The organism is Chloroflexota bacterium (assembly GCA_018648225.1).
In the GTDB taxonomy this organism is placed as follows: domain Bacteria; phylum Chloroflexota; class Anaerolineae; order Anaerolineales; family UBA11858; genus NIOZ-UU35.
Genome location: JABGRQ010000125.1, coordinates 24265 through 31763, shown reverse-complemented (window position 1 = coordinate 31763; position 7499 = coordinate 24265). Strand labels below are relative to the sequence as shown.

The 7499-nt window shown below is 49.0% G+C and carries 2 protein-coding genes; both read left to right on the top strand.

Translation table 11 applies throughout. The features are described 5' to 3' along the window. The coding region (locus HN413_12600) for a HAMP domain-containing protein (GenBank protein ID MBT3391237.1) at window positions 1-2790 on the top strand (2790 nt) is incomplete at its 5' end. 203 nt (window positions 2791-2993) lie between these two features. Next, complete coding sequence (gene rpoC / locus HN413_12595; GenBank protein ID MBT3391236.1) at window positions 2994-7298, top strand: DNA-directed RNA polymerase subunit beta'; 4305 nt, start codon at window positions 2994-2996, stop codon at window positions 7296-7298. The last annotated feature ends 201 nt before the right edge of the window (window positions 7299-7499 follow it).

The window sequence follows — 7499 nt, the reverse complement described above, 5'->3', positions numbered from 1 at the left end:
GTAATTAGTCTGCTATATCCGCTCTTATATATTTTCAGTTCAATACTTACGATGGGGGGATCACTGGCCGTGCGCCTGGATTATGCACTCGAATATGTAAGACCAGCGACATTGGCGGTAATTAGCCCGGTGTTGATAGCCGCAGTGATGGCTCAGTTTGCCAAATTGGCTTTTCCTGAACAATGGGGCGGGCAGCCCCCGTGGCGACCTTCACCCTCTGAGAGCAGCCTGGAAGCACGTTTTACGTACACATTGCTGCCCCTGCTGGCGCTCTTGTTGCTCGTTTTCGTCATTGGCGATTGGATTATTGCCGGGAATGCTGCCCGCGAGATGTTGCAATCGCGTATGGCTGCCGCTACTGAAGTTGCCGCCGATGGTGTTCCATTTTTATTGAATACAGGGCAGAATCTAATTTTGCAGATTGCTCAAGAAATTGATCTGCAAGATGTTGATGACGAGCAATTGCAGCACAAATTATCGGTGGGGTATCAATCCACACCTTTTTTTCATCAGTTATATATATTAGATACTGAGAAAAAACCACTCACGGGATACCCGGCACAAGAATATGAAAAACTTCCCCAAACGGTAGAGGAATTGCTGGGCATCGAACTGGCATTCGATGGCATTCCGGTGCAGGTGTATATTATTCCTGATCCTGAGGGGCTGAATGCGACGCAAATATCTTTTATTGCTGCTATCTTCGATGATGAACAAATCGTCCAGGGGGCACTTTTGGGGCGTACCGATTTTAGTAGCAATCCCTTCGCACAGGCAATTTTTACGAATTTGAACAGCACCGCCGATTTAGACGGCGTTGGCCTTCTGGCGGATGAAAATGGACAGATTTTATATCAATCTGTAACCAGTTGGCGCTATCAGCGCTATAGTGGACAAATTAGCGATTCCCCGATTTTTTATGATGATTCCGCTCCGGATGGTACACATCATCTCATCTATGTGCGCCCTACCATCGGTCGGCCCTGGTTTACTGTGATGATGGTACCGGCGCGTGAGGCGCAACAATTGGCACTTAATATTGCTGCGCCGGTATTGGGTATGATTTTCTTGTTGGTAAGTATTGCGGCAATATTGATCCGTTTGAGTTTGCGGATGGTCACATCTTCACTAAAATCATTGACCACAGAAGCGGAGCGTATTGCACAAGGGCAATTGGATCATGTACTCAAACCGGCTGGAGCTGATGAGGCTGGGCGCTTGCGCAGTGCCTTTGAAAAAATGCGCCTTAGCTTGAAGGCGCGTCTTGATGAGTTGAATCGTTTGTTGCTGGTTAGCCAGGGGGTGGCCTCGCATCTGAATATTTCCGAAGCGTTACAACCCATTATTACATCAGCTCTTACGGTTGGGGTAAGCTCTGCCCGCATTGTACTATCGCCTGAAATCGTGCCGGATAGCGGCATGAAAGACGAAATTCCATCTCGCTACGGTGCGGGGAAAGATACGCAGCTATTCAGTTATTTTGATGATCAAATTCTGGCGTTGATGCAAACGCATCCCAAAGATCAAATTTTGCTGACGAACCCGATACGTACGCCATTATTGAGTTTTGGCACGGGCGCGCCACGTTTGGGAAGCATGATGGCGATTACCCTGCGCCATGAGCGACAATATTATGGTGTGTTATGGCTGGGGAATGATGCCCCCCACATCTTTGCAGATGAAGAAGTGCAATTCTTGTCAACATTGGCTGGTCAGGCAGCAATGGCTGCGGCAAATGCGCGTCTGTTTATGACGGCCGAATTTGAGCGCGAACGCTTGTCTGCAATTTTGGCATCCACGCCTGATCCTGTGCTGGTAACCGATTTTCACGATCGCCTGTTACTCATTAACGAACGTGCTTGGCAGACTTTGAATCTCGATGGCAAAGCCAGCATTGGCAAACCGGTTGCGGAAGTGGTGCAGCAACCCGAGTTGGCTGATTTATTATGTTTGTCGCATGATATTCAGGATTCTGTTGAAGTAGAAGTGCCCGACGGGCGCGTATTTATGGCGACCGCATCAACCATTCGAGTGGATGACCATAACATCGGGCGAGTTTGTGTCTTGAAAGATATTACCCACTTCAAAGAATTGGACGCACTTAAATCTGACTTTGTTTCAACCGTAAGCCATGATTTGCGCTCTCCGCTGACGCTGATGCGCGGTTATGCAACTATGCTGGAAATGGTGGGGGATCTCAACCAGCAGCAAGACGAATATGTTCGTAAAATCATTATCGGAGTTGAGAATATCACCATGCTGGTGACAAATTTGCTTGATTTGGGTCGTATTGAGGCCGGAGTTGGTTTGCAAGTCGAAAAGTTACTCGTGCGTGATATTGTAGATTGGGTTGTGGATGCTTTTCAACTTCAAGCTACACAAAAGCGCATCGAATTACGCGCCAATATCGCGGAAGAAAGTACCCCCCTCATCGATGCTGATCAAGCCTTGTTGCAACAGGCCCTTCACAATCTGGTTGAAAACGCGATCAAATATACACCGGATGGTGGCAAAGTAACCGTTCAGGTTCAGCAGCGCAATCAGGCCTTATTATTCTCCGTTCAGGATACTGGTATTGGTATTTCGCCGGTGGACCAACCGCTGCTGTTTGAAAAATTCTATCGCAGTTCCGAACGCAAGGCCAAGAGCCAGAGGGGTACGGGTTTGGGGTTGGCGATTGTGAAATCCATTGTTGAACGTCATGGGGGGAATATCAACGTGGAAAGTAAGTTGGGTGGGGGGAGTATCTTTTACTTTGAAATTCCCTTGCGCCAAGAAGCCAGCGAGTAGCCCAAAATACCCTGACTCATCGCCAGATTGGTGCCTTGACGATCGAGGGGGCTTCTTGTATAATTCCGTCCGCATGCAAAATAGTAATGAAGATAATTTTTCGGCGAGCGCCTGAGGTCAGAGAACTCATGCGCTTGCTTTTGTTTGCATATATGCAGCATACTTTTAAAAAGTAATTTTGTGATCCTCAGGAGGCGCGCGCTGTGGAAACTAAGGGGCTAGTATCACTTAGAATTGGATTAGCTTCACCAGCTACGATTCGTAGCTGGTCATACGGTGAGGTTCTAAAACCGGAAACGATCAACTACCGTCGATTACGTCCAGAAAAAGATGGTCTATTTTGTGAGGCAATTTTTGGGCCACAGCGTGATTGGCAATGTTACTGTGGAAAATATAAGAATGTCCGTTATAAAGGCATTGTTTGCGATAAATGTGGGGTAGAAGTTACCCGTGCTTCCGTGCGTCGAGAGCGCATGGGGCATATCGAGTTAGCTGCCCCGGTTGCGCATATTTGGTATGCCCGGCGGCTCCCTTCGCATTTAGGGCTATTGCTTGATATTTCTCGCCGCAATCTTGACCGGGTACTCTATTTTGCACAATATGTGGTCACTTATGTGGACGAAGATGCACGCCAGCGCGCCCTGAAGCGCCTGGAAGAAGAATATGCGGGTGGTGGCGGGGATGTCGCTGATGATACCAATACCCATTTAGAAGAATTGAAGCAGGGGCGTGATGATCTTCTTGATGAGCTGAGTGAGCGCGAAGAAGAGATCAAGTTGCGTTACGATGAATTGATTGCTGCTGAACTTGAGCCGATTATGCAAAAGGGGCAGCAGCTTGAAATGGATCTGCAGGAAAAGGTTGGACAGACTGAGCGCCGGGCGATTACCTTCCCGGGGACCGATATTGTAATTGTTGAAGCCGGCGAAGAAATTACCAATCAAAATCTTGGTAGTGTACAGCAGGTTGTAAAAGAGCGTCTCGAAGAAATCGAAAAAGACCTGCGAGAGCAGCGTCAGCGCGAATTGGAACATATCAAGCTGGATATGGCGCGCTTGCGGGCCGAGACAGAACAGAAAATCACCGGTATCCGCAGCGACCTTGAAGATGAAATCGTGGCTTCACGTACGGAGTATCGACGTATGCGCGACGAGTTGATGGATTTACAGCCGCTCACATATATGGGTGAATTGCGTTATCGTGAATTAAAATCGCGTTGGGGCCAGGTTTTCCAGGCCGATATGGGCGCGGAAGCCATTCTTGATATTCTGCGGCGCCTTGATATGGATACTCTGGTCGTTGAATTACGACATACCTTACGTACTTCTGGCAGCAAACAAAAGCGTATGAAGGCCACCCGGCGCTTGAAGATTGCGGAAGCATTTCGGCGCTCTGGCAATAAGCCGGAATGGATGGTGATGACCGTGCTGCCTGTTATTCCGCCCGACCTGCGCCCGATGGTGCAGTTGGATGGTGGCCGTTTCGCAACATCTGATCTGAACGACCTGTATCGCCGTGTGATCAATCGCAATAATCGCCTTAAGCGTTTGCTTGAATTAGGCGCACCAGATGTCATTGTGCGGAATGAAAAGCGTATGCTTCAGGAAGCGGTTGACTCGTTGATTGATAATTCTCAACGTGGCAAAGCGCGTTCGCGACGTGGCCGCCGTGAGTTGAAATCATTGAGCGATATGCTCAAAGGGAAGAAAGGCCGTTTCCGCCGTAACCTGCTAGGGAAGCGCGTGGATTATTCTGGCCGATCGGTGATTGTGGCCGGGCCGAAATTGCATATTCATCAATGTGGTTTGCCCAAAACAATGGCCCTGGAACTGTTCCGCCCCTTTGTGATTTCTCGTTTGGTGCAGAATGGTTATGCCACGAATGTTAAGGGTGCCAAGCGCCTTATTGAGCGCAGCCGCCCCGAAGTATGGGAAGCGCTTGAAGAAGCGATCAAAGAACGTCCTGTATTGCTTAATCGTGCGCCAACGCTGCACCGTTTGGGTATTCAGGCCTTTGAGCCGATTCTTGTTGAAGGCAAGGCGATTCACCTCCACCCCCTAGTTTGTACCGCCTTCAATGCCGATTTTGATGGCGATCAGATGGCGGTTCATGTACCGCTATCCGACAAAGCTGTTGTTGAAGCGCGTACTCTGATGCTATCAAGTCGCAATTTGCTCAAGCCTGCCAGTGGTGAGCCGATTGTTAGCCCCTCCAAGGACATGGTTTTGGGTGTGTATTACCTCACCAAGACAGATAACCGCTCGCATAAAGGTGATGGTAGAGCGTTCTCATCATTTGATGAAGTTGAAATGGTCTACCGTCTCGATCAGGTAGATATCCCGACCGAGATCAAGTTGTACACGAAAACCTGGTACGATGAAGATGGAAGTTGGCTCAAGGAACCGCAAGAGCGGTTGATTGATACAACGGTTGGACGGGTGCTTTTCAATCGGATTTTGCCGGATGGTGTTCACTTTGTCAACGAGACTCTGGAGAAAGGCGGCATCAAGGATTTGATTGCAGACATCTATGAGGTTTGTGGTGAAGAGGCAACCGTTAACGCAGCGGATGCCATCAAGGATATTGGCTTTTCTTATGCCACGCGTTCGGGTTTCACCATTGCAGTCGCCGACATAACCATTCCAGCAAATAAAGAAGAAATTATCAATAAAGCGTTGGAAGAAGTGGAAGTTGTTGAACGAAACTTCCGGCGTGGTTTGCTCACCGAGCAAGAACAACATGAACGCGTGATTGAAGTTTGGCAGAGTACAACATCGAAAGTTGGTAGCGCTGTACGCGAGTATATGGACCCGCACGGTGATTTGGCAACGATGGCAGATTCCGGGGCCACAAAAGGCGGCTTCGGGCAGCTTTCTCAGTTAGCGGGTATGCGCGGCTTGATGGCTGATCCCTCGGGGCGTATTATTCCGTATCCGATTCGTTCAAATTTCCGCGAGGGTTTGACATCCCTTGAATATTTCATCTCCTCTCACGGGGCTCGTAAGGGCCTCGCCGATACTGCGTTACGTACAGCGGATGCCGGGTATCTGACCCGCCGCCTGGTTGACGTCGCTCAGGACCTCATCGTCAATGCTGAAGAGTGTGAAACCACCAATGGGTTTACCCTCCGCCGGGCAGATGACGTTGCCGGTCAGTCTTTTGGCAACCGCTTGTATAGTCGGATTGTCGCGGAACGTGTGATTGATCCCAATACTGGCGAAGTGCTATTGGAATCAGGCGACCTGATTGACCGTGAAGAAACACGCGCAATTGTGAATGCGGGTGTTGAGAGTGTGAAAGTTTACTCGCCATTAACCTGTGAAATGGAGCATGGTGTTTGTGCCCGGTGCTACGGTCTCGATTTGGGGCGCGGGCAAATGGTCGAAATAGGCTCGGCAGTTGGTATTGTAGCGGCTCAATCGATTGGAGAGCCGGGTACACAGTTGACGTTGCGGACATTCCATACCGGTGGTGTAGCCGCAGGTACTGATATTACAACTGGTCTCCCGCGTGTAGAAGAAATCTTCGAGGCCCGTAAAGCCCCGAAAGGCGAAGCAGTGGTTAGTGAGATTGCCGGTGTGGTTAGCATTGAGCAATCAGAGCGTTACGATGATATTCGCATTGTGCGTGTGACGCATAGCGAAATGACGAGTGACGTGTATACCATCGCTGATGGTTGGGAAGTGGTTGTGAAAGATGAAGATGAGATTGACCGTGGGGATGCTGTTTTGGTAAATCTTGAAAATCGCGAAAATATTCTTACCACTGAACACGAAGGCCGGGTACGCATCGAGAATGGAAAAGTGATCGTTTCCCGTGAAATTCGAGATGAAGAAGAATATGAAATCCCCAGCAATGCTCGCCTGACCGTGAAAGAGGGCGAACGCGTTGAACCTGGTCAGTCCCTAACTGAAGGGTCTCTGAACACACACGACTTACTGCGCATTCGCGGTCGCGAAGTTACACAGATGTATCTATTGGCTGAAGTGCAAAACGTATATCGCTCCCAGGGTCAGAATATCCACGACAAGCACTTTGAGGTGATTATTCGCAAGATGATGTCTCGGGTTGTTGTTAGCAATCCGGGCGATAGCGAATACTTGCCAGGCGATGCCGTCAATCGACAAAAATTACTTGAAGGGAATGAGATTTTATTGCAAGAAGGTATGCGCCCCGCGAAGTATAAGGAAATCTTGTTAGGGATCACAAAAGCTTCCTTGAGTACAGATTCTTTCCTCTCGGCGGCATCCTTCCAACACACAATCCGCGTGCTGACACGTGCGGCTGCCAGCGGCGACGAAGATCCGCTGTATGGCTTGAAGGAAAATGTGATCATCGGCAAGTTGATCCCCGCGGGGACTGGTTTTGAACATGGGCCTTTTTCTCCAAAACCGCTGATTGAAGATTATAGTGATCTTCCCATTGCATCTATTGCAGATGAAGAAATGGACGCGATTGAAGATAACCTCGGTGATGATCTGGAGACTGAGATTTTGCCATCGGATTAATCCTTGCTCTGTTTAGGGGGCAAGGGATGTTTTGTGAAGAGTCCCCTCTTACTATAACCGGTAAGAGGGGATTTTTTTGTACATGTTATAATTACTGTACAAATGTTTCAATTATTGTAGTGGCTTTTACATTGAATCATGCGCGGACCAAGTCCCAGAATTGGGGGTGCGAGCAGGGTATTTGCCCCGCTCACACCCCCA